The following is a 24,646-nucleotide window of genomic DNA, read 5'->3' as shown; positions in this document are numbered from 1 at the left end:
CAATGTCAACATTTAAACTAAAATATATCATTTTCCTTTGCCTTCCTTTTGTAAGTGTAGGCTGCAAATCATTTCTGAATGAAGAAGTATACACCGAATATGATCCCAATAAATTTCTAACGGATGCATCCGGAATTGATGCCCTCTTAACCGGAGCTTATGCCCAATCCCGGATCATTGGTTATGATCACCGAAACTACACCTATATGATGAACGAATTCAACACTGATATCACCTTTGAAACAGGTGGCGGACTTGAAAAAGATGCCGTTCCTTTTATTCAGTTCAACTGGTCGGTCAACAATAGCTTTTTAAACTCATTTTGGGATAAAATGTATAAAGCGATCGCCAGTTCAAATTCTGTCATTGTTTTAACAGACCAATTAAATACACTCGATCAAGAGAAAAGAAACAAGATACAAGCAGAAGCAAAGTTTATCAGATCTTCATCTTATTACTTTTTATACAATCTTTTTGGTCCCACACCTTTGATTGATATACCGCCAAATGCCACACCGCAAGAAATCGAAGAAATAGGGAAATCAACAAAAAGACCTAATGTAGAAACTTTTGTCAACTACATGGTCAGTGATCTCGAATTTGCTAAACAGCATTTACCGCTTGTAGAAAGCCCAATAGGTCGCGCAACAAAAGGTGCTGCGCTAGGCTATCTCATGAAAATATATCTAAAAGAAAAAAATTGGAATAAAGTAAGTGAAACAACGCAAGAAATCATCCAGCTCAAACAATATGAATTATATAATAACTACACGAGACTGTTTGCTATTGAAGGTGAAGGCAACAAGGAATATATCTTCAGAGCTCCTTGTATTGCACAATCCGGGTATCAAAATAACTACATGGCCCATACCTTTCCTCCCAATTATCCGATCCTGACAAATTGGGTAAACTTTGGTGCACAGTTCCGAACCTATAGTGCTTTTTACAAAACATTTGAAGCAACAGATAAACGACGTGAGTTGCTCATCAGAAATTATACAGATATTTCAGGCAAAAACATCGAGTTGCTTGAAGACAAAAACGGAAAGCACTTGGATGATGTCCGTAGCTTCAAATATTGGCCAGATCCGAATGGTGTTGGTGAAAATATGGGTAATGATATTGTTTACATTCGTTACGCCGATGTCTTACTAAGTCGGGCCGAAGCATTAAACGAACTAAATGGACCAAATCAGGAAAGCATAGATCTCATCAATCAAGTTCGAGGACGAGTTCAGGCAAGTTTAATACAACTGAGCCACTATCCATCCAAAGAAACTTTAAGAGACTTTTTACTAGCCGAAAGAGGGAGAGAATTTTTCTCAGAAGGTTTACGTCGAGAAGATCTGATCAGACATAACAAATTTATTCAATCAGCACGTGACCGCGGTTTTGCAGCAAAAGATTACCAGGTCCTATTTCCGATTCCATTGCAACAAATTGATGCCAACCCTAATTTAAGTCAAAATGAAGGCTACTAAACTGATCAGGAACGTCTGTCAATTTATTTTACTGTGTTATTTAAATAGCACAATAATGCAACTAATGGCACAAGAAATTCCAATTCCTAACACGCAGCAATTGGCTTGGCAACAAGCCGAGCTGGGTGTCGTATTTCATTATGACATCCATGTATTTGACAATAAACCTTACAATCAAGCAGATAACAGAATTACTCCGATTTCCAATATTCATCTTTTTAAACCAGCACATCTTGATGTCGAACAATGGGTTATCAGTGCAAAAGAATCTGGAGCTAAATTTGCCATCATAACAGCAACTCATGAAACGGGATTTGCCCTTTATCCATCCAAAGCGAACCCATACAATACAAGTGCCCTAGGATGGAAAAACGGAAAAGAGGATCTCGTCGGAGATTTTATCAAAGCCTGTAGAAAACACGATATTAAACCGGGAGTATATCTCGGTATCAGGTGGAATTCTTATCTCGGTATTCATGATTTTAAAGCCATCGGTACAGGAGACGTACAAAAAAAACGCCAACAAGATTATAACGAAATGGTTGAAAAGATGGTAACAGAAATCTGTACCTGGTACGGTCCTTTGTTTGAAATCTGGTTTGACGGCGGCGCTAGCAGCCCAGACAAAGGAGCTCCCAATGTGCTGCCTATTGTTAAAAAATATCAGCCAAACAGTTTATTCTACCACAATGACCAATTAGCCGAAGCACGATGGGGCGGTTCCGAGACAGGTACTGTCAACTACCCATGCTGGTCAACATTCCCATTTCCATATACAGGATCAGGGGAAAGTGCACCTGAATCTATTTACAAAAATGGTTATGCCCTTCTCAAAACAGGAGATCCAAATGGTTCTTATTTTATGCCAGCAATGGCAGACGCGCCTTTACGTGGCACAGGTGGAAGACATGAATGGTTCTGGGAACCAGGCGATGAAAAAACAATCTATCCTCTATCTGATTTGATGGACATGTACCGAAAATCAGTGGGACGCAATGCCACATTGATCCTTGGTGTTACTCCCGATACCTCGGGATTGGTACCAAGCCAAGATCGCTTAAGGCTACAAGAATTGGGTAATGAAATAAAAAGACAATATGGAAGCCCGATTAAAAACACAAGCTCAGAGAAATTTATCATCAAATTTCCAACATTACAAGAGGTACAGCAGCTTATCTTAGCTGAAGATCTCAGTTACGGCCAACGTATCCGTTCATTCCATATCGACGCCAAGACGAAAACAGGCTGGAAGACTATTTTCACGGGTACATCAATCGGACAAAAATGTATCATTTCACTTGAGCACGGCTTGAATTGTACCGAAATCAAATTACATATCGATCATGCTATTGGCAGTCCAAAAATTATTAATTTCAATGCTTATGACACTTTTTAAAAATAAATCAGCATTCTTAGCCGTACTGTTAATTACGGGCATCCAAATGGGACAAGCCCAGCAACAGGAAAAACCCAATATTGTGGTCTTTTTTGTCGATGATCTGGGGTGGCAGGACACTTCCGAACCCTTTTATAAAGAGAAAACCCCGATTAATAAACGATTCCATACCCCTCACATTGAGGCTCTGGCACAGGATGCTGTCAAATTTACTGATGCCTATGCTACCCCAGTCTGTACACCATCGCGTGTGAGTTTTTTAACAGGCCTCAATGCCGCGCATCATAAGGTTACCAACTGGACGAATCCGAAGGCAAACACAGCAACCGACAATCCAGATGAGCTATTAACACCTCCCGATTGGAATATCAATGGTCTAAGCCCAATTCCAAATGTCCCAAAAACCATTTATGCAACTCCTTTTCCGAGTATATTAAAAGAACATGGCTATTATACCATCCATATCGGAAAAGCGCACTGGGGAGCCGCCGGCACACCTGGATCTAGCCCTCTAAATCTGGGTTTTATGGTCAATGTCGCTGGCCACGCAGCTGGACATCCGCAGAACTATTATGGCGAAAAAAATTATGGAAATATCGCTGGAAAAGCAAGCTACCAAGCTGTTCCAGACCTGATGGAATACCACGGCACTTCTACTTTCTTAACAGAAGCATTAACACAAGAGGCATTGAAAGCGATCAAGGAACCGATCAGACGTAAGGAACCATTTTTCTTACATTTTTCTAATTATGCAGTCCATGTTCCTATACAGCCCGATCCTCGATTTGTCCAAAAATATTTGGAAATGGGCTTAGATTCGACTGAAGCTGCCTACTCTTCCTTGGTAGAAGGATATGATAAAAGTATGGGCGATATTGTGAAGTTCTTAAAAGACCAAGGTGTATATGACAATACAGTCATTGTCTTTATCAGTGACAATGGTGGACTGAGTTTACAACCCATGCGCACAGGACCAAGCCATACACAAAACCTTCCGTTAAAAGCTGGCAAAGGTTCGCTTTATGAAGGCGGCATACGTGTGCCCCTATTGATTAAAAATGTCGGACAGCACGAACGTAAGATCAACCATAATCCAGTGATCATTGAAGATTTATTTCCAACAATTTTAGATCTAGCAAAAATTGACAAATACCAAGTCATTCAACAAAAATTAGATGGCCAAAGTTTAGTTGAATTACTGACAGGGGCAGATGAAAATGATAATTGGAAAAATAGATCGCTCATCTGGAATATACCAAATAAGTGGACCGTACCCGATGGACCAGCTATTAATTTCTTTTCAGCTATCCGTCAAGGTGATTATAAACTACTTTACGACATGAAAAATGGTAAAGTAGAATTATATGACCTGACCAAAGACATTGGTGAAAAAAATAATCTAGCAAAAAAAATGCAAAGCAAAACAAAAGCACTTAGTATCCTGCTTTCTGAACAATTAAAAAGTTGGAACGCACAATTACCAACATATAAAAGTAATGGCTCACAGGTTCCATATCCCGATCAGATAAAACTATAAATTTTATGCTTTAATACTTAGCAATCCCACCGGAGCTTTTACTACTACAGATCTGGTGGGATTACCTTATATTTATTTTGTCGGCTAATTAGATAGATTCTGTACAATTTTTCCAAAATCTAAAAAAACCTGATTCAATTGCATTTAATAACTCCACTTTACTATTAAGCAGAACCTATTCTTTCAAAAACAACATCATTTTTAAGTTTTTACTGTTAAGCTTCTAGTAATACTGTACCTTCAAATAGGCAACTCAATATTATATAGTCTAATTTCCAAACAGTAATTTTCAGGACTAATGAAAATGATAATAATTTTTAAATTTAGTTTACTCCCTGTTTCCATTTCTTAATAAATGATATAAAATATGTACTTTGGCTTCAATAAAATTTGGTACATATGTCCATCAGTGAAATTGCAAAACATTTAAACGTATCCAAATCGACCGTTTCATTGGTCATCAATGGAAAAGCAGAGAAAAGCAGGATCAGTAAAGTACTCACAAAACGTGTTTTAGATTATATTGAAGAAATTGGTTACAAGCCAAATGCATTAGCGAAAAGCTTAGCAACAGGCAAATCTCGGACCATTGGTCTCATCGTTGAAAACATCGGTGACTCATTCTTTGGTCCAATAGCCTTGTACATTGAAGAATATTTACGCAAGTACGAATATCAAGTACTTTACAGCAGTACTATGGGCAATAATAAACTTGCTGCTGAAATCATACAGACCATGATCGATAAGCAAGTTGATGGCTTAATTCTGGCGCCCACAGACCATATCGAGAAAGAAGTAAAACGCATCGTCGACAGCAATACACCTATTGTGCTGTTCGACCGAAAGATCTTGGGCATTGACGCCAATTATGTGGGCACCAATAATTATGAAGCCAGCAGCACGGCAATTCAACATCTTTTAGAACAGGGATACCGGAACATCGGAATGGTCACCATCAATTCGCAACAACCGCAAATGCAGGATAGATTACAGGCCTACCTCACCACGCTCGATCAGCATAGCCTGAAGCCACATGTGTGTTTAGCCAGTTTCAGCGAAAAAAAAGAACATGGTTGGAAAGAGATACGCGAATGGTTAGACAAAAATACGCATCTTGATGCGCTTTATTTTAGTACCAATTACCTCTGTGTGATGGGTATAAAAGCCCTTCAAAATCTTCAAAACGAACGTCAATTAGCTTTCATCACTTTCGATGACCACGAAATATTTGAACTCGTACAACCGCCAGTTTCCTGTATCCGCCAGCCTCTGGAAAAAATCGCAAAAAGTATCGTACACATGCTCGTGACCCAATTAACGGCCAAAGAAAAGTGTATTGTAGAAGATATTATCCCTTCAGAATTACAAATCCGAAAAAGTTCTTTGTAAAAAAATTGGAGAATTTATTTTAATTCTCTAGTTTTACAAAAATAGCAAAACCGGTTTTGCTAATTATTCTTAATCAACCATTATAAATCATGCTTACTCAAATAAACTTGGAGAACTCCTGTTGCCTTATGATCGGCAATCCCTACTTCCTTTTCATGGCTCAACAAATACTGCACTATGAAAGATAACATTACAATCTGTATCGATATCGGCGGTTCACACCTGACGGCAGCATCCCTTAAAAAAGAAGGAAAACAATATTTTCCCATCAAAGAGATGCAAGGTGATGTGAACAGTGCAGCAAGCCGTGATATTATTTTAGCGCAGTGGGACCAAATCATCCAATCGGTCTGGAACAGGGAACATGAAAAAATTGATGCCATGATCGTCTCTATTCCAGGACCTTTTGATTATGAAAATGGGATCTGTCTGATGGACGGCATGCATAAGTATCAGTCCCTGTTGCAGATGGATATCAAATCTCATTTTATGAAACTATATGGTGTCTATGGAGAAAATATCAAATTTATCAACGATGCAAAAGCATTTCTACTGGGCGAACTTTATCACCATAACCTGCAAGACAAACGGATTGCAGGTCTAAGTCTTGGGACAGGTTTAGGATCGGCTTTTTACACCGACAAACAGGTCAGCGACCTAAATTATGGGTCGGCACCATTCCGTACAGGTATAGCCGAAGATTTTATCTCCACCAGAGGTATACTTTCGCATCTCAAGCAAAATGGAACAGATGGAATAGCGCATATCAAAGCGCTGATCGACAACGAAAAATTGATTCAGGAACGGACAGCAGCCTTTTCATTTCTTGCAGAAGCCTTAGTCGATTTTATCAAACTCCACATCCTTACGCTTAAACCAGAAGGGTTGATTTTAGGGGGAAGTATTGCCAAATCGCATCACCTTTTTCTCCCGGCCGTTCAAAAAGAAATCAACATGCCCATATATGTTGCGTCATTTAATAGCTGGAATTTATTTTTAGGATTAGCAACCTCACTTAGCTTATGAAAAATGTTTGGAAGTTTTCATTAATAGCTGCCCTAGGCGGCTTTTTATTCGGTTTTGAAACTGCAGTAATTTCAGGTGCCGAACAGATCATTCAAAAACTGTGGCAACTCGATGCTTTCTGGCATGGACTGACAGTTTCCATATCACTAATCGGAACCATCGTGGGCGCTATTGTCTCTGGCCGTTTTTCAGAACGTTACGGCCGAAAACCCGTCCTGAGCGCCATCGCACTTTTATATCTGCTCTCGGCCATTGGCTGTGGTGCCTCCCCTTTTTGGAGCTTGTTTCTACTCTTTAGATTCCTAGGGGGCCTAGCCGTTGGTATCAGTTCGGTGGTCGGACCTGTTTATATTTCCGAAATATCACCGGCCAAAGACCGAGGTAAATTAACAGGGCTCTTTCAGATTATGATCGTAAGTGGGATACTTGTGGCTTATTATACCAATTTTCTTTTTGCAGATACCGGGGATCATGCTTGGCGGTATATGCTTGCCATCATGGCTTTACCTGCCGGAATCTTTTACGTACTCCTGAAAAAAATTCCAGAAAGCCCACGTTGGCTCGCTTTACATCGCAATATCGATGAAGCAAATGCCGTATTCCATACACTGGGACAACCGGCTCTGACACAAACGCAGCAGACCGAAAATACCCGTCATTCACCTTCTCTGTGGCAGAAGAAGTATTATAAACCGATTGCTTTTGCCGTACTTCTCGCATTTTTTAATCAGATGACCGGTATCAATGCGATCCTGTATTACGCTCCCCGCATCTTTGAAATCGCAGGTTTTGAAGCACAGCTCAGTTACCTCCAACCGATCTTTATTGGAGGCACCAATGTCGTATTCACCTTTCTAGGCATGAGTATCATTGACAAATTTGGTAGAAAAAAATTACTCTTGACAGGAGCAGTGGGCATGTTTATATTCCTAATGCTTACCGCTTTCGGTCTCAAGTCAGGCCATTCCACCTATCTCTTGTTTTATATCATTGGCTTTATTGGGGCATTTGCACTATCGCAGGGCGCTGTAATCTGGGTATTTCTTGCAGAAATATTTCCTAATGAAATACGCGCCAAAGGTTCTTCACTCGGAAGCACGACACATTGGATATTTGCCGCTATCATTTCCTGGATATTTCCTGTTATCGTAGAAGGAGGAGAAAATGGCGGATTCTATATTTTTCTCTTTTATGGAATAATGGTCGTTCTATCCTTTATTTTCATCCTATTCCTTCCTGAAACAAAAGGCAAAACCCTAGAAGGTATTGATCAGAATACGAACTAACATACCCATAAACAGAAAAAGGGGCAACATATATGTTGCCCCTTTTTTATTATCAATTTTTTCGGTCTTTTTCGCCTGTACATGTAGATCGATATCCTTTTAATCTTTATCGAAATACGTTTTTCAAAAAAAATATTCAAAATAATAGGTTATTTCAATAATATATTTAAATTTGTTAAACCGGTTTAGTTATACAGCAAACACGGTTTAGCAATCTAGCTAAAATAACCAACATATAAACTTTTATTCACTATGATTAAAAAGTCAAAATTATTCCTGGTTTCAGGTATACTGCTATTTGGGCATGCCCCTTATATAGCAATATCGAAACCTACTTTCCTCAAATGGACGGCTGCCCAGCAAGCTGTGCAGGGGAAAGTCATCGATGAAAACGGCAAGCCTATTCAGGGAGCTACCGTACTTTTGCTTGGAACCACCACAACAGTGGTGACGAATCCAGAAGGAAGCTTTTCCGTGCCTGGAAAAATTGGAGACCGCATTCGTGTCACCTACATAGGCTACCAAAATGTTGAAATGCGCATCGAAAGCAATGTCATCAGCGTTCAGATGACTGCAGACAGTCAATCGCTCGACGAAGTGATTGTGGTCGGTTACGGCACTACAACCCGTAGATCTGTTGTAGGGGCAGTAGATCAGATCAATGCCAAAGCCATTGAAAACAGACCTGTTGCCAACGTTACCCAAGCGCTACAGGGTGCCTCTCCAAGTCTCAACATCCAGCAACGAAGCATGGATCCCAATGACAACACCATGAACATCAACATCAGGGGGATTTCCACCATGAACAGTAACGGTCCACTGGTTGTCATCGACGGTCTGATCTCTGAATCCGGAGCACTCAACAAACTCAATCCAGCAGATATCGAAAGCGTATCTGTACTAAAGGATGCTGGTTCAGCCGCCATTTACGGTTCCAGATCAGCAAACGGAGTATTGCTTGTGACAACAAAATCGGGAGTAAAGAACCGGGCACCACGCGTTACTCTATCTGCGATGGCCGGTATTCAAGATCCTAAAATCCTTTTTTCCCCTATTGCAGGCTACCAAAATGCCACCTTGAAAAATCTTGCCCTAACAAATATTGGTTCAGACCCGGAATTCACTCCCGATCAGATCATGGATCTCTACAACCATCGCGATGAGGAAGAGTGGAATTATGACCGGATCATGCAGACTGCCCTGCAGCAAAATCATAATGTCTCCATTTCTGGTGGTGGTGAGCATTCGACCTATCTTTTCTCCGGAGGCTATCTCAATCAACGGAGCAATTTTGTCGGTAACAAAGACTATGGAATCGAACGCTTCAACCTACGTTCCAACCTCAGCAATGAATTTGGAATCTTCAAATTAAGTAGTATTTTGGCCTATTCCAGAAATAACGGACTGAACACGACAGCTGGCAATGCCATCATCAATTCCTCCCGTATCCCCTCCTACTATTATTATCGGATGCAGGCCGACAATGGTCGCTACCTGATCAATAATGCACTGACCGATCAGAATCCCTTAGCCGAATTAAGGGAAGGTGGATACCAGAAGAAAGACAATGATTATTTCAATGCCAACATTGCGTTGGATGTGAAACTCATGGAAGGTTTGAAATTGCGCGGGGTTTTCGGTGCAGAACTCACTTCAGATCACCGCTACATCCGACGGATTCAGGTACCGCTGTATTCCAGTGCAGACGCAGAAAAACCTTTGGTATATGTCAATTCAACCCGTAATACCGAAGACTTTAATGAAAAAGTGTCCATGCTCAACTATCAATTGTTATTGGATTACAACCGCACCTTTGGCGATCATGAATTCAAAGGTCTTTTCGGGGCTACCAATGAGTCTTTTACCCGCCGGAAAAATGAAATCAAATTGCAGTTCACCGATCCGATCTTAGGTACACCAACCACAGGAACCATCATCGATCCTTCCAGTAGAACCACACCCGAAGGCACCGAAGAGACGAGCATTACATCACTCATCGGAAGACTAAACTATGCGTATGCCCAACGTTATTTTATGGAAGCCTCTTTCCGTTACGACGGCTCTTCCAAATTTGCCAAGCATAACCGCTGGGGCTTCTTCCCATCGCTATCGCTCGGCTGGCGCATCTCGGAAGAGGGTTTTATGGAATCCTATAAAGAACGTGTCGGTGATCTAAAACTCCGTTCTTCATACGGTATATTGGGAAATCAAGATATTCCTCCTTATCAGTACCTCACCCGCTATACACCGGTCAATAACAGTTACGGCTTCAACAACGAAGCTGTCAGTGGAGCTGGGTTTACTTATGCCAATGAAGACCTGCGCTGGGAAAAAACGCATAATTTCAATATCGGAGTAGATGCCTCATTCTTTCATAACAGTCTGACCGCCAGCTTCGATTATTTCCATAAAAATACAAGTGATATCCTCATCACTCCAACGATTCCATCAACATTTGGAACGGGACCTGCCAAGACTAATATTGGAAAGATGAAAAATCAAGGATGGGAATTTGTACTGTCCTACAGAACGAAAACCGGTGAATTCCAACATAATTTCATGGCAAACATTGGAGACTCACACAATGAGGTGACTTATTTTGAAGGAAAAGAGCAGTTCTCCGAATCCGACCGCATCCGAAAAATAGTACGCGAAGGACTACCTTTTAATTCCTACTACGGTTATAAAGTTCAGAACTATTTCAAAAATATACAAGAAATTGAAACCGCAGCATTACCAGTTGGCGTTGCCGCTTCGGATTTGCAACCTGGTGACGTCCGCTATATTGACCGCAATAATGATGGTGTCATAGATTCCAAAGACCGATTTGTCTTGGGCAATGCCTTTCCTCGTTACACCTTTGGATTTACATACGACCTCACTTACAAAAACATCGATTTCAGCATGTTCTGGCAAGGTGTGGGCAGTAGGGATATGATGGTAAGGGGCGAATTGGTCGAGCCGTTCCACGAGAACTACTCCTATGCCATCTATCAGCACCAGCTCGATTATTGGACACCGACCAATACGGGAGCAGCATGGCCAAGGCTCACGGCCGCAGGCTCAGCATCGACTACGAATAATTACCAAACGGAATCAGATATCTTCTTATTCAACGGTAAGTATGCCAGACTGAAAAACCTGCAGATCGGCTATTCCTTGTCATCGAACTTCGCAAGCCGCCTGCATCTGCAAAAGGCACGGATATTTGTGAACGCCCAAAATCTGCTGACACTGAGTCTCAACTCCTGGATCGATCCGGAATCTTCAGAATTTGATGGCAACATGTCAGGGGCAGCAAACAGCGGACGAAACTACCCGACATTAAAATATTACGGTTTAGGAATAGATATTCAGTTTTAAAAATAAGAACATGAACAAAATTTTAAAAATGATGGGTATTACTGGTTTCGTGGTGGCTTTCACAAGCTCTTGCAACAGCATGGATCCCGTCCTGACAAAAGAATTTACAGATGCCACCTATTGGGAATCTGCAGCCAATGCCGAACTGATGGTTAACATGGCTTACAATCAAATGTATTCTGCTGATAAAATGTGGAATGACGAAGCACTCAGTGACAATATCTACGAGGGACGTTCGGCAACCGACCAACGGCTGATCCGAAATGGTTTGGCTAATCCAAACATGCCACGTTTCGCCTCGGAGTGGTCCGATGCCTACGGTGGATTAAAGACCTGCCATGTATTTTTGGCCAATTTGGATCGTGTCCCTGATGGCAACGAAGCCTGGAAAAAAAGAAAATCAGCAGAAATCCGTTTTATACGCGCTTTCATTTACTTTCGTCTTGTCAACTTTTTCGGGGACGTACCATTTTTCACCTCCGATATTACCTTGGCAGAATCAGAAACAATCAAGAGAACCCCTAAAGCAACTATACTTGCCTTTATCCATGACGAGCTCTCCGCCATCAGCATGATGCTTCCAAATCGCAATGAATTAGCTTTAAGTGACCGCGGACGAATCACTAGAGGTGCGGCAATGGCCTTTCAAGCACGAGCATATCTATATGAGAGCAATTGGCAGAAGACAGCTGATTACTGTGACAGTCTGATGCAACATCAGGGTGTCTACGGCACTTATGCCCTATTCAATAGCTATGAAGGTCTTTTTCAGCCCGCCAATGAATACAATCAAGAAGTCATCTTAGATTATGCATATGTTCCGGGTAAAAAACAATGGAATAAACTTTACGATGCAGCCCCCCTATCTGCCGGTGCTCGCCTCAATGCCTATGCGCCACTTCAAAGTTTAGTCAATAACTACTTAACCACAAAGGGTATTCCGATAACAGAAGATGCTGCCTATTCGGACAACAATCCCTATGTTAATCGCGATCCCCGTATGTCAGCAACGATTGTCTTCCATGGTGGCCAATGGACCGACTTTAATGGAACGATACGTACCATCTATACAAAACCCGGTACAGGAAGCAACGATACCGAAAAAGCAGATGTATATATAAATGCTAGTGCAAATTCCTCCCCAACAGGTTATTATGTCAAGAAATATTATGATCCATCCGTAACCCAGGATTACAACTCAGGCCTCAATATCATTATGTTCCGTTATGCCGATGTCCTGTTGATGTATGCCGAGGCGCAGCATCAATTGGGTAAGATGGATGCCAGCGTCTGGAACCGTACAATCCGCCCCATCCGAGATAGAGCCAAATTTACAGCAGCATCAGCACTCGATTTCCCTACAGGAATAAGTGCGGCAGCACTTACTACCCTGATTCGTAATGAACGTCGAAGCGAGCTCGCACTGGAAGGCTTACGCTATTACGATATCGTACGCTGGAAAGCTGGAAAAACTTACTTAGACGGTACCGTCACCGGAGCAAAATTCGCCAATGGCAACTCGGATTATATCCGCCTTGATAACCGCAGGTTTGATGACAACAGAGATTACCTCTGGTCGGTGCCACGTGCCCAAATGGATCTGAACAAAAATTTGTTACCCAATAATCCGGGTTACGCAAACTAATTTAATCGCTTAAAATCATGAAAAAAACAGCAATATTAATCTGGCTTGCCGCCGTTATAGCCACCTTAGGATCTTGTAAAACCGACAACATCGCCTATACAGATGTACAGGTCACAGCAGTCGACAACTTATTTGAACCTTTCGACAATAAAGCCGTTAAACTGGTAAGCTCAGCCTCGGCATCACTCTTCTTTGAATGGGAAGCGGCACTGACCGAAGACGGCGGGGCTCCACAATATGAAATCGCCTTTGATGTCGTAGGTGGAGATTTTTCAAAACCGCTCTATAAACTGACCTCAAACAATAAAGGCTATGCGACCAATGCCTATATCACCCATAAAGTGCTCAATTCAGTTGCTTCCCTTGCAGGAATCAATCCGGGAGAAAGTGGTGATGTACAATGGACGATTGTCACTTCCCGTGGTATCAACCGTGTTATTTCACCCGTAGTGCGTAAACTCAAAATCTCAAGCCTCGAAGGATTTGCCGATATTCCAAACGAACTGTATGCTACAGGAGAAGCTTCCGAAGGTGGAGCTGACATCGCCGCTGCCCTTGCTTTTAAACAGACAGCCACAGGCGAATTTGAAATCTACACCAAATTGGAAGCTGGTAAAAAATATGTTTTTGTAGATCGCAAAGATAACGATGCACGCCGCTTCTATTCAGACAACCAGGTCAAACTAAAAGAAGCAACCGAAGATCTCAGTATGGAAGTTACCAAAACTGCGGTATACCGCATCCAGGTAGATTTCAATGTAGCGACCATCAATTTTACTGAAATCAAATCGATCGGTCTTTGGTTTTCGCCAGATAATAAAATTATGTTTAACCTCCCTTACCAAGGCAAAGGTATCTGGTCAGGTACCGGAGTCATTGCTTTCAAGCAAGAAGGCTGGGGAAAAGATGAACGCTACAAATTTCAGTTGGAAACCGTGGCCAACAATAAAAATGTGATCGAGCAGTTTGGTGCAAAAAATCCAACCGACAGCCGTCCCACACCTGCCAGTGATCCAGCATACTATTATATTAAATTGCTTAAAGCAGTTACCCAATGGGATGATAAATGGAAATTTGCAAGTGAAGTGGACGGTAAGTCGACAACGGTCAGCGTCATTTTACAAGGAGATAAAGAGTACACCCATCAAGTCACCGTCAACTAACGCATTATGATGAAATCAATGTATATAGGACTGCTCGTCCTCAGCTTGTTCAGCCTAAACAGCTGCAGCAAGATCAACGATGAATATCAGTTCAACGACGAGCTGGATATCTCGTGGGATCAGATGGCGCAACAAACTTCAGATGAACTGATCACCCAATTTTGGAACAACGAAGGCTATTTTAACTATGGAAGTGATGGCTCAGATCTAGGTTTCCAGTACTGGCCCAATGCACATGCCATGGATGTGGTCATCGATGCCTATCTCCGTACCCAGGACCCCAAATATAAAGACTACTTCGCCAAGTGGTTTGAAGGTGTCAAAAAGAAAAATGGCAATACGTATGAAAATGTTTTCTATGATGATATGGAGTGGAATGCACTGACCATGCTGCGCCTTTTTGAGATCACAAAAGAGCAAAAATATATGGATGCAGTTTTGCACCTCTGGAATGATATCTTAAAAGCGTGGAATACCGAATATGCCGGCGGCGGATTAGCCTGGCGCAAGGATATGCTTTATTCAAAAAATGCCTGTTCCAACGGACCTGCAAGTATCCTTGCCGCCCGGTTGTATAAACTCACAAAAGATGAGCAGTACCTGGATTGGGCCATCCGCATCTACGATTGGCAAAAAGAAACCCTTTTTGACAGGGCTACAGGTGCGGTATACGACAATATCAATGGCGAAACCGACGTCATCAATATGACTGCCCTCACCTATAACCAAGGGACATTTGTAGGAACAGCAGTGGAACTTTTTGATATTACGAAAGATCCTCTTTATATGAACGATGCACAAAAAGCATCCAATTATACGATGACCAAATGTATCGATGCCAGTAATAATGTCCTCCGCAATGAAGGAGATGGAGATGGAGCCCTGTTTAAAGGGATCTTTGTACGTTACTTTATTGAATATTTGAAAAGAGATGGTATTAACGAAGCCTTTCGGTCAAAATTTGAAAACTTCATTCGTAACAACGGGAAAGTAGCCTGGCAGCAAGGGCAAGATACGGGGATCCTACTTTTCAGCCCATCATGGACACAAAAACCACTCGGACAGACACAATTAACGAGCCAGTCCAGCGCTGCTATGCTTTTTGAAGGACTGGCATCATTTGAAAAATCAACTAAAAAATAACGAATATGATCAAGCAAATCGTTGGAACAGGGATCGCCCTGTTAATTACAGCAGGTCTCTATGCACAACAAGCCAGTGAAAATACCGCTTATCAACGAGCGGTTAAAAGCCTGCAGATAATTGAAAAACTTTATGGTGTAGTAGATGGCAAGCATCTTTTCCGCGAAGTTTATCCTTTTGACCAGACTTACAATGCGAGCTATCTTGGAGATGGAGATAACAGCAAGAAATCAAACCCCTACTCCTATCTTTGGCCATTTTCAGGAAGCTTATCCGCTTACACAGCACTTCTTGAAAAATCAAATGATCCGGAGATCAAAAAGCATATAGACCAAGAGGTGCTTCCGGGACTTGAAAATTACTATGATAAACGTCAACCTGCAGCCTACGCCTCCTATGTAAATAGTGCGCCGACATCAGACCGCTTTTATGACGACAATATCTGGCTGGGTATTGACTTTGCTGACCTCTATTTGCAAAGTAAAAATCCAGCATATTTAGCAAAGTCAAAGGAAATCTGGACTTTTGTAGAAAGTGGTATGGATGACAAGCTCGGTGGTGGTATCTATTGGTGCGAACAACGAAAAGAATCTAAAAACACCTGTTCCAATGCTCCTGCGGTCGTTTATTTACTTAAATTATATGAAGCAACACAAGAAAAAAAGTATCTTACGCAAGCCGTTACACTTTACAACTGGACGATGAAAAATCTCGAGGATCCGGCCGATCACTTATATTGGGACAACATCAACCTGAAAGGGGAAATTCAGAAAACGAAATATCCCTACAATACAGGACAGATGATCCAAGCAGGTGCCTTGCTGTATAAGTTGACCAAAGAAGAAAAATATCTGAAAGATGCACAGCTCTCAGCAAAATCAGCATTGGCTTATTTCTTCTATCCCGCAGGAAATGGAAAGGATAAAACTGCAAACTATCTCGTACTTAAAAAAAGCGACAATTGGTTTATCGCCATCATGTTGAGAGGATTTATTGAGCTTTACCACCAAGATAAAAACAGCCAATACATCCAAGCTTTTCATTCCAATTTGGAACATGCATGGAAAGCCATGCGAGACAAAAACGGCTTATTCGGAACAGAGTGGACTGCAGATGCAAAACCTTCTGATCAGAAATGGCTATTAAATCAATTTGCCCTTGCTGAAATGTATGCCCGTTTATCACAAGTGCCAGACACCCTAAAGTAGATATAACGGATATTCATGCTCTGCATCACAGCAAAAAGCCTGATCGAAAGATTGGGTTTTTTGTTTTAGCGTGCAATTTGACACTGAACTAAAAATACAGGAAGATGAATTAAATAACATACCGTATTGATATCTTCCCTTACCGACTAAATGAACGGTCGCATCTATTAAGTAAAATGCCCAATTCGCCTGGAGCTTTGCACTCGGCACTACTGTTCATTTAAAAATTGCTTTAAAGTAATGAAGAATAATTCCAGTTGATCTTCATAGGCGACATGTCCTGCAAAAGGAATATTTAAAAGTGCTGCATTATCTATACATTTTGCAACTTCGAAAACACTTTTTCTAGAAAATAAATGATCTTGGTCACCTCTTACAATAAGTGCTGGACAATTGATTTCACTCACCCTTTCATTTGGAAATCCCGTTTCGGTTTTATCCAGCCATAAGGCTACCACTGAGGTAAGCCTCAAAAGTACGATCGTTTCCTCAAGTACCAATCGAACTAAATATCCTTTTCTATTTTAATCGCAACTCTACTTCCCTTTTCTCCTTCTGTCCAAACTGTATTTCCATTTAAGTATATTTTTCTCGGGTACACGGTATTATTTTTATTGTACAGTTCAGTCCGCAGGGTATCCTGCTTCGGTATGTCTTTCCATTTCACCATAATAATAGATTCTTTATAAATTGCCGAGAATGTAAGATGTAGCGAATTGACAGAACCTATTTTTCTCAATTGAAAACTATCTACTGGCGGAGTATCCGGCGTAAGTCGTCCACCCGTTGGAGATTCTCCTCCATTATTATTACCTGCAAGTGTTATTTTCTCAACCCTAAGGTCTCCATCTAACAGGTCTTTTCCGACCTTGTTTTTTATTTCCAGTCCTATCTCTGTATCAAATGAATAATAAAGATCATCATCTTTAGCACAAGAGCTAAAAAGGAAAAGAATGGAAGAAAAATAAAATAGGCTTTTCATCATTAAAGGTTTTTTGATTTAAACGTAATATAGATCAATAAAGCTACATCTTATCATGAAATTTATTTAACTGAAGAACAGCATATATTAGACTTTACACTACAATTGAGATTTTAGGTTCCATTCTTTTTTCTTAAACACATGAAGTGGACTCTTAAAATACTCTCCACAGAATAAGATTTCCAATATTTTACATTAAGCAATTTCGAAACATGATTAACGAAGATACATTTATAGCAAAAAGCAAGCGGTCTTAATTATTTTTTTGACATTGTCGGCATGCACGACTAACGGATAACGGCTTATAAAAAATGTATAAATAATATGTTAATCAAAGACATAATAACACTTAATTTTTTTCATAGATCTAACCTCTCTTAAACTTGTAAAGTATGTTGCTAGCCACAGGGTATATGCAGATCTTTAGAATTAAATAAATAAAAAAATGTCACTTAAAAACATTATTTTAGTTTTATCAATGTCCTATAATTATGAAATATTTTATTGTTGCAATATTTTCGTTAGTTTCCAGCAACTTCAGTCTGGCTCAAAAAAAAGAAATCAACTGGTTAAAAAAGGAAATTATCGATCTGAATATCGATACAACTGGTAATCTAACCAATAACCCAAAAGCCCTGAAAGATATTATTGGAGATGCCGAAATTGTATTATTAGGAGAACAGTCTCATGGGGATGGTACGGTATTTAAAACAAAGGGGCAGCTCATCAGATTTCTACATGATCAAATGAATTTTGATGTTCTTGTCTTTGAAAGTAGTCTATATTTAGCTGAAAAATCTTTCCAAAACAGTTTAGTCTCGAACAATCCTATCCGAGATCTAAGGGGATCAACATATCCACATTGGTCTTGGACAAATGAAGTGCAGCCTTTAATCCAGTACATCAATACATCAGCAAAATCTGAAAATCCGCTGATTGTATCCGGTATGGATTACCAGGAGATCTCTAAAATCGACAGAAATGATTTCCCAGTTGAATTATATCTAACCTTAAAAAAACTGAATATTGGTTTTATAGATCAGAATGAACAGAATGACTATTTCACATTCTACTCGTATCTAGCGGCTTATCTGAACAACTTGCCAAAAGATATTCAAGAAACTGATTTAATCGCCTTATCTAATAAATTTATAAAGACTTCACAAAGATTTTTAAGCCAGTTAGAAAATCAGTCCTCTACAGATATTGATTTACTAAAACAGGTTCTAAAAAATAAAGTAGCCGTTACTCCAGTTTTAATTTCGCGAAAATATACTGATAACAATTTTTCAATGAACACCAGAGACTCCATCATGGCAGATAATATCATTTGGTTAAAGGAGAAGAGGTATCCAGGCAAAAAAATAATAGTTTGGGCAGCAAGTAGACATATTGCAAGGAATTATCATACTACTCCCGAAAAATCCACTGGAGACTATTTATTTGAAAAATATAAAAGTAAGATGTATTCCATTGCATTTATGACCAATTACGGCAATTGGGGCACCATTGGAATGAAAAAAGATAAGGTCATCCCCCCTGCTAAAGAGAACACTTTAGAAAATCTATTTTCTAAAACCGGTAAACAGAACTTCTTTTTGAACATAAGAAATTTAAATAAAAGCTCATGGTTATTCAAAGAACAGGTGGCAAGACCTTTTGGATACATGGAAGAATCTAAAGTGTGGCCCCATTATTTTGACGGCATTATTTTTAATAATGAGATGGTAAAAACGACAATAGTTCAATAAACGGCTGACATAACTATGAAATGAATATAAGGAGCGTGCTTTAAAGGGATACGGCTCCTTTACAAGTACTGATCAATGAAAAAGAAGGTCGAAAAGGAGAAATAATCGTGATTTAACCCTCAGAAAAATTAATGACATGAGCATTGAGACAAAATTTAAAGAGAAAATCCAACACATGATTTTGAACAATGTCTATTTAAAATATATAGACACTACTGATACTAAAAATATCCATAAACTCCGGACAGACCCTGAGGTGAATAAATTTATGAAACGAGATCTAAACCAATCGCTCGAAGAAGTTCAATCACTTATAGAAGAGCGGATGGATACAACTCATTATTTTACGATCAACACGAGAGACACACAACAATTTGCGGGTACAATTACACTCTGGCGAATTAATCCTGAAAAAAATTCCGCAGAGCTGGGCTATGCACTGCTACCAGAATTTCAGGGCAAAGGTTTGATGAGTAGCGCAATAAAGCTGATCTTAAACTATGCTATTTTCACTTTAAAGCTCAACCACATCGAGGCAAAGACAGTTCGAAATAATATAAAGTCCCGTCAACTCCTAGAAAAGAATTGATTTATCTTACTGCCAGATGTGATTGATGAAAATAACGCGGACAATTTGATTTATGCATATAGCATAAAGTAAAACTAATTATGAAATATCAATTTACATTACCCAACTTTCCAGAGTCAATCTTTGAAATGAAATATGCAACTTGGTTTGGCGAACACTCCTATGCCGCATTCAAATAATCACTACTTAAAGCATAAAAAAATATTTTGATTATTTAAGATAATTGTTGAATTTGGATGAAAACAAAAACATTTATGTAGATAAAACAAATGGATTACGTGCATAACTATACTTAAAATGGGAAAGAAAAATATAGCTTTTTTCGAACAAGAGCACTTTAATAAAATAAAGGAATATAGATTTACTCCAGACCCATTTCTTCAAGAATATGTCAAAGAGTTTATGATAGTGGAAACTTCTGATTTAGTAAATTTAGAAACGCTTCCCAGTACATCAGTATCATTGAACTATATTTTGAATGGTGCAGTCACAATGAAGCAAAAAAATCAGGAGGTGATTAGTTTACCCAAAGCTTTCGCTTTTGGGATCGCCCGGACTTCACTCCATTTTGAATTCTCAAAGTGCACCACTTTATTTGTCATTATCTTTAATCCCGGGATGGCATCCGCATTGATTAATACCCCAATAAATGAGTTTTTTGAGACATTTATACCTTTTGATGAGTTTTTTAACCGGCCTCAAATTTCCTGCTTAAATAAAATTTTCTCTAAAAAAAATGAATATGAACTGATGGTCGAAAAAATAGAAAGGTTTCTGCTTGTGGAATTACTCTGTGCCCATACGGATGGCATTATTAAAGAAGCGATCCGTGAAATTATTGACTCCCAGGGTGCTATTCCGATCAAAAAACTATTAGGTCAACTGCAGATTAGTAGAGACTCATTTGAAAAAAAATTCAGAAAACAAGTTGGCACTTCACCAAAACAGTTTTCAAACATCGTGAGATTTAGAAATTTATTCGAAAATGATCACAAAAAAACGACTTTAACTGCAATCGGGTTAAATGCAGGATACTATGACCAGTCTCACTTTATAAAAGATTTTAAAGCCATTACGGGCAAAAAACCATCATCCTTTTTATAATTTTTAATCCGTAATTTACTTCATCAAGATTAATAAATCTTGATTGGTAGCCCTCCATTTTCCGTACTGTTCCATTAAAATGGATATGCCCCCTCCCCCTTACGAACTCGCCATGATGTTCCCTACGCTTATTCTAACCTGCCAGTTATAAAAAATGATATTTTACAATTATACACTACTGCAATTTTCGTTCTTTGTTTTGTCGGCCTCCATGTTGTGCACACAGCCTAGGCTGGAAAATAGATCAATTATTAAGGATAACTAAAAATAAACAAAAACGAAATTCAATTTAAGATGAAAAAAACAACTCAGTTAATCGTCGGATTTTATGCAGGAATAGTAACGGTTGCTTTTCTAATGCTTTTTTACTCGTTCAATACATTACATCAAAAGTTTGATGAGATTACAGTCAAACGGATCAATATCGTTGATGATAAAGGTGTAAATAGGATGATTATTTCTAACCAAGAAAGGATGGAGCCACCGATTTTATTCGGAAAAAAGTACAAACGCGCGCTGAATCCGGCAGGTATCATATTTTATAATGAAAAAGGAGATGAATGTGGAGGATTAGCGATTTCAAAAAATCCGGAAACCAATACTTACGCTTTAGCTTTTGACTATGACAATGCGGATGCTATTGGAATTTTAACGCAGCAAAGTAATAAAAACAATCACTATAAATCAGGTATTGTCATCAATGATAAGGATCTATCTGGTAAAATTGGTGGTAATACAAATAGAATTAATTTAATGACTGACAATGGAAATTCAGGTTTAGTCATTAATGGTCCAGATGAAAAACCACGTATCATCATATCGGTCGATAGCCTCGGTAATCCTCTGTTTAAAATCCTGAATAACGAAGGTAAATTAATTAAAGAAATCAATTCTTCTGAGTAAGTTTTAATGCATATCCTGAAAGTACTATTTTTGGGCACATACAGCGGTAAACAGATTAATTTTGTAAGTTCGACGTCTAAAGCCCTAAAAAATAGATGGGGCGAATTGAATAGAAGCAGCATGACAATGAAATCAAATTTTCTGGAGCAGATGGTAGAAATACCCGGTGGACAGATTGCGTTACGCGATGACAGAACAAAAGAGAAGTGGACGGTAAACATTCAACCATTTCTGCTTCTCAAATTTCCTGTAACGCAGGAACTGTATGTTGAAGTCACCCATACTAACCCAAGTACTTATATCGGAAACTCCCTTCCTGTTGAAACCGTAACATTCACGGACGCTGTGATTTTTTGCAACAAGCTCTCTTCTCTAAACAAGTTAGAACCATATTATAAAATTAACGCTGAAAATGAAGAAATAACCTGTGATGAAACAGCTACTGGATTTCGCTTACCAACAGAAGCAGAATGGGAGTATGCCTGTAAAGCAGGAACAACAGGAGTTAGATATGGCGAATTAGAATCTATTGGATGGTATAAGGACAATTCAGAGCATAAAACTCAAAATGTAGGACAAAAGGCCCCAAACCCCTGGGGACTTTACGATATGTTAGGCAATGTATGGGAATGGTGCTCCGATCTATACGATACCGAGGTTTATGGATCCTACCGTATTTTCCGCGGTGGCGGTTTTTGTGATACAGAAAGGAGCGTAATGGCAACGACACGTAGAAGAAGTCATCCGTCAAAATTTAAAATTGACGACCTCGGATTTAGAATTGCGAAAAATAGTTAGAATGAATTAGAAAAAATTTGATTGTTTCTGAGGTAAGCAGCACCAAAGGAGATCGGAAGTCCATGACTACTAAAGTCTTTTTTAGCGTCGATATAATCTAGAACCTCTTCTAATATCCTGCTAGAGTCAACAGCAATCACATCCTGACTACCTAGCAACGCTACCCGGAAGGTGCAATTGGCTAAAATACCTTTTTCCTGATTTGACAGTTTCTTCCTTGTCAAAATAGCAGATAGGCCATTTTTCACTTGAGATGCATCTAAATTGGATTCAACAAGAACAATCGCCCTACGACCAAAAGAAAGGGTATTTACATAAATAAGATCATTGCTATTAAAGCGGTCAAGCACTGCATTATTGGTTTTAAATTTACCTTCGGCAGGTAAATCCATTTCAACAGTAAAAGCCACACGCTCCATATTTACGGCGAGTAATGTTAGTGGTTTTTCAATAGGATTAGAAACTGAAAACCAATCCGCTAAATCTATCTTCTGACCGAAGTAATGCCCAACATCACCATAGCTCTTCAAGTCTTTTATACTAAAGGAAAAGCTGTTTTCACTATGAGGAATGCTATTAGCAATCTGCTGTGCTTCCTCAATTATATTATAAAAGGCTGCTTTTTCAGATCTGATGATTTTACTCTTTAACTTAATCCCTCCAAAGCTCACAACAATATCATCCTGTATGACATCCAACACATCGTGAGTTTTAGCATTAATTAAACTTTCTTGCAGCACCGCTCCCAAATAAAGTTGATCAGGAGATTTTGCAGTAATTACAGTAGATTTCTCATTTTGTGCAAATACAAAAATTGATAACATCATTCCAATGAAGGAAAATACAATATGTAATGGAAGGTATTTCATCATAGCAAGTCTAATTATATAAGAGGTCAAACGTCAACCAGGTTAAACTTGAAAACTGGTCTGTCTTAGAAAATAGAGGATTATCCAAATTCATATGATATTCCTGACCAAGGACAAGTCTTGTTGCCGGTGCGTGATCCTTTTTTTGCGCATAAAACGTCATGTTTAATTTGAAATCTTTCTCGTTCGATTTTTCTCCTAATTGTTTCCACGATTGCTTATCTCCTAGCTGAAGATACAGCTTGTCCCCCTCCCATTTTGATTTGAATTTTTCCACAAGATCAAAAGGCTTTACCAGGAATGTGGAGTCATTTTTGAACACAATTGATTCGGGAATTGAAAATGCGATCCTTTCACCAAAATAATTTTCAATTTCACTTTCTTTCAGCGGAGTAACACCTCCCGAGCTGATTACATGATTAAAGACAACAATTTTTTTAGAGCTTAACGATACTTTTATATCTGGACGGGTAGTTGGCGGCTCTATTACAGGTTTGAATATATCTTCATTGCTTTTGCAACCACTCATTACAAAAAATAAAGACATCAAATACATACTCAAATATTTCATTTTATCACATTTGGTTAGCAAAAGTTTCAAAATCGAATTCGTTGATTCTTTATGTTCCAAGAAGAAGTATTTTTAATTTTCTCAAATATAGGAAAAAACATATATTAACAAAAACTATTCATAAATTGGCCGCAAATATTCCTCTAATGGCAACGACACGTAACTTTTAAAAGAAAAATATTCTTGAGATCCCGCCTACTAAACTGATTACAAATAAATAAAGGAGTATGAATTCTATGCGATTTCACAGCATAAACGAAAGGATTATTTTATATAAAAAAAGCATCAAAAATATTTTTTTTAATGAACTTTTTTCAGAGACAGTTGTTTTATTATTGAAAACTATAGCAAACCTGCTTTTTATAAAGCAGAAAATAAATCGACGTAGTACAGTATTAAATCCAAATGCACCCAAAACTTTTGGATGACGAAACAAAAAAGA

20 protein-coding genes are annotated in these 24,646 nt (G+C 39.2%); 16 read left to right on the top strand and 4 right to left on the bottom strand.

Going from position 1 to position 24,646, the window contains the following annotated elements:
• Nucleotides 1–2 precede the first annotated feature (2 nt).
• The 11 genes from JAZ75_RS15285 to JAZ75_RS15235 all read left to right on the top strand — a co-directional run bounded on the left by JAZ75_RS15285 (nt 3) and on the right by JAZ75_RS15235 (nt 16,637).
• The gene (locus tag JAZ75_RS15285; protein ID WP_208696474.1) at nt 3–1,481 is read left to right on the top strand and encodes a RagB/SusD family nutrient uptake outer membrane protein; all 1,479 of its coding nucleotides are present in this window, start codon (nt 3–5) and stop codon (nt 1,479–1,481) included.
• Between the two features lie 64 nt (nt 1,482–1,545).
• A complete protein-coding gene (locus JAZ75_RS15280; RefSeq protein WP_232789215.1) occupies nt 1,546–2,877 on the top strand; it encodes an alpha-L-fucosidase in 1,332 nt (443 codons plus the stop codon).
• The gene (locus tag JAZ75_RS15275) at nt 2,864–4,414 is read left to right on the top strand and encodes a sulfatase (protein WP_232789214.1); all 1,551 of its coding nucleotides are present in this window, start codon (nt 2,864–2,866) and stop codon (nt 4,412–4,414) included. Before JAZ75_RS15280 ends, JAZ75_RS15275 begins: the two co-directional genes overlap by 14 nt.
• Nucleotides 4,415–4,813: 399 nt before the next feature.
• Nucleotides 4,814–5,803, top strand: coding sequence for a LacI family DNA-binding transcriptional regulator (locus JAZ75_RS15270; RefSeq protein ID WP_208696471.1), 990 nt, complete (start codon nt 4,814–4,816; stop codon nt 5,801–5,803).
• A gap of 177 nt (nt 5,804–5,980) precedes the next feature.
• Entirely contained in the window at nt 5,981–6,829 is an 849-nt protein-coding gene (locus JAZ75_RS15265) for an ROK family protein (protein ID WP_208696469.1), read from the top strand.
• Nucleotides 6,826–8,115, top strand: coding sequence for a sugar porter family MFS transporter (locus tag JAZ75_RS15260; RefSeq protein WP_208696467.1), 1,290 nt, complete (start codon nt 6,826–6,828; stop codon nt 8,113–8,115). Before JAZ75_RS15265 ends, JAZ75_RS15260 begins: the two co-directional genes overlap by 4 nt.
• 252 nt (nt 8,116–8,367) lie before the next feature.
• Nucleotides 8,368–11,478: a SusC/RagA family TonB-linked outer membrane protein gene (locus JAZ75_RS15255; RefSeq protein WP_208696465.1), complete on the top strand. Its 3,111-nt coding sequence runs from the start codon at nt 8,368–8,370 to the stop codon at nt 11,476–11,478.
• A gap of 79 nt (nt 11,479–11,557) precedes the next feature.
• Entirely contained in the window at nt 11,558–13,123 is a 1,566-nt protein-coding gene (locus JAZ75_RS15250) for a RagB/SusD family nutrient uptake outer membrane protein (RefSeq protein WP_208696464.1), read from the top strand.
• A 17-nt stretch (nt 13,124–13,140) separates the two neighbouring features.
• Nucleotides 13,141–14,286 carry a SusE domain-containing protein gene (locus JAZ75_RS15245; RefSeq protein ID WP_208696462.1) on the top strand — a complete coding sequence of 382 codons (1,146 nt, stop codon included), beginning with the start codon at nt 13,141–13,143 and terminating at the stop codon, nt 14,284–14,286.
• Between the two features lie 6 nt (nt 14,287–14,292).
• Nucleotides 14,293–15,429 carry a glycoside hydrolase family 76 protein gene (locus JAZ75_RS15240; RefSeq protein WP_208696461.1) on the top strand — a complete coding sequence of 379 codons (1,137 nt, stop codon included), beginning with the start codon at nt 14,293–14,295 and terminating at the stop codon, nt 15,427–15,429.
• Between the two features lie 5 nt (nt 15,430–15,434).
• Nucleotides 15,435–16,637: a glycoside hydrolase family 76 protein gene (locus tag JAZ75_RS15235; protein ID WP_208696459.1), complete on the top strand. Its 1,203-nt coding sequence runs from the start codon at nt 15,435–15,437 to the stop codon at nt 16,635–16,637.
• A gap of 209 nt (nt 16,638–16,846) precedes the next feature.
• Here JAZ75_RS15235 and JAZ75_RS15230 read toward each other — a convergent pair whose 3' ends face one another.
• Both JAZ75_RS15230 and JAZ75_RS15225 read right to left on the bottom strand, forming a co-directional pair.
• Nucleotides 16,847–17,137 carry an alpha/beta fold hydrolase gene (locus JAZ75_RS15230; RefSeq protein WP_208696457.1) on the bottom strand — a complete coding sequence of 97 codons (291 nt, stop codon included), beginning with the start codon at nt 17,135–17,137 and terminating at the stop codon, nt 16,847–16,849.
• A 5-nt stretch (nt 17,138–17,142) separates the two neighbouring features.
• Nucleotides 17,143–17,622, bottom strand: coding sequence for a hypothetical protein (locus JAZ75_RS15225; RefSeq protein WP_208696455.1), 480 nt, complete (start codon nt 17,620–17,622; stop codon nt 17,143–17,145).
• Between the two features lie 488 nt (nt 17,623–18,110).
• On the opposite strand from JAZ75_RS15225, the gene JAZ75_RS15220 reads away from it, so the two are divergent.
• The 5 genes from JAZ75_RS15220 to JAZ75_RS15200 all read left to right on the top strand — a co-directional run bounded on the left by JAZ75_RS15220 (nt 18,111) and on the right by JAZ75_RS15200 (nt 22,764).
• On the top strand, nt 18,111–19,370 hold the full coding sequence (locus JAZ75_RS15220) for an erythromycin esterase family protein (protein ID WP_208696453.1): 1,260 nt from the start codon (nt 18,111–18,113) through the stop codon (nt 19,368–19,370).
• Between the two features lie 136 nt (nt 19,371–19,506).
• Nucleotides 19,507–19,959, top strand: coding sequence for a GNAT family N-acetyltransferase (locus JAZ75_RS15215; protein ID WP_208696451.1), 453 nt, complete (start codon nt 19,507–19,509; stop codon nt 19,957–19,959).
• Nucleotides 19,960–20,256: 297 nt separating this feature from the next.
• Nucleotides 20,257–21,063 (top strand): AraC family transcriptional regulator, encoded by an 807-nt coding sequence (locus JAZ75_RS15210; RefSeq protein ID WP_208696449.1) that lies wholly within the window; start codon nt 20,257–20,259, stop codon nt 21,061–21,063.
• A 294-nt stretch (nt 21,064–21,357) separates the two neighbouring features.
• Entirely contained in the window at nt 21,358–21,966 is a 609-nt protein-coding gene (locus JAZ75_RS15205) for a hypothetical protein (protein WP_208696447.1), read from the top strand.
• A gap of 126 nt (nt 21,967–22,092) precedes the next feature.
• Complete coding sequence (locus JAZ75_RS15200; protein ID WP_232789213.1) at nt 22,093–22,764, top strand: formylglycine-generating enzyme family protein; 672 nt, start codon at nt 22,093–22,095, stop codon at nt 22,762–22,764.
• Here JAZ75_RS15200 and JAZ75_RS15195 read toward each other — a convergent pair.
• A complete protein-coding gene (locus tag JAZ75_RS15195) occupies nt 22,761–23,636 on the bottom strand; it encodes a thiol-activated cytolysin family protein (RefSeq protein ID WP_208696445.1) in 876 nt (291 codons plus the stop codon). The genes JAZ75_RS15200 and JAZ75_RS15195 overlap by 4 nt on opposite strands.
• Nucleotides 23,637–23,643: 7 nt before the next feature.
• A complete protein-coding gene (locus JAZ75_RS15190; RefSeq protein WP_208696443.1) occupies nt 23,644–24,204 on the bottom strand; it encodes a hypothetical protein in 561 nt (186 codons plus the stop codon).
• Between the last annotated feature and the right edge of the window lie 442 nt (nt 24,205–24,646).

It is taken from the genome of Sphingobacterium sp. UDSM-2020, from assembly GCF_016132525.1.
In the GTDB taxonomy this organism is placed as follows: Bacteria; Bacteroidota; Bacteroidia; order Sphingobacteriales; family Sphingobacteriaceae; genus Sphingobacterium; species Sphingobacterium anhuiense.
Note: the sequence above shows the minus strand (reverse complement) of the source record. Positions and strands in the feature narration are given on the sequence as shown.